Genomic DNA, 340 nt, shown 5'->3' on the forward strand with positions numbered 1-340 from the left:
CTCCAACGCTTGTATGGTTTTGTAAATAGCTAAGCACCTGCTCATAATTAAACCCTTCACTGAACGGGCTTAGCTTATCTGGCACGCTCCCCTGTGCTTTACTAAAATCGCTGTGGCGTAAATTAAAAGGGTTACTCCAATCAACCTCGCTTAAGGTTAAACAACTATGCTGGCTTTGCTGCGATAAACACAGTAATAGCACCAGATAAAACATCTCATTGTGCGTATTTTCGCTATCGCTGTTACTTTTACTGAGCATTTCAGCTAATTTTACATCCACAATGCGAATGCGGTTTTCGCTAAGTAAATAGGTAAGTAAAGGCACTGCTGTACTTAAAGT

1 pseudogene is annotated in these 340 nt (G+C 40.6%); it reads right to left on the bottom strand.

The window, feature by feature from the left end:
* Positions 1–325, bottom strand: a pseudogene (locus tag AAEY62_RS21090) (exodeoxyribonuclease V subunit alpha); the annotation flags it as partial.
* Positions 326–340: the final 15 nt, after the last annotated feature.

This window comes from Pseudoalteromonas sp. GW168-MNA-CIBAN-0100, assembly GCF_040309225.1.
Classification (GTDB): domain Bacteria; phylum Pseudomonadota; class Gammaproteobacteria; order Enterobacterales; family Alteromonadaceae; genus Pseudoalteromonas; species Pseudoalteromonas arctica.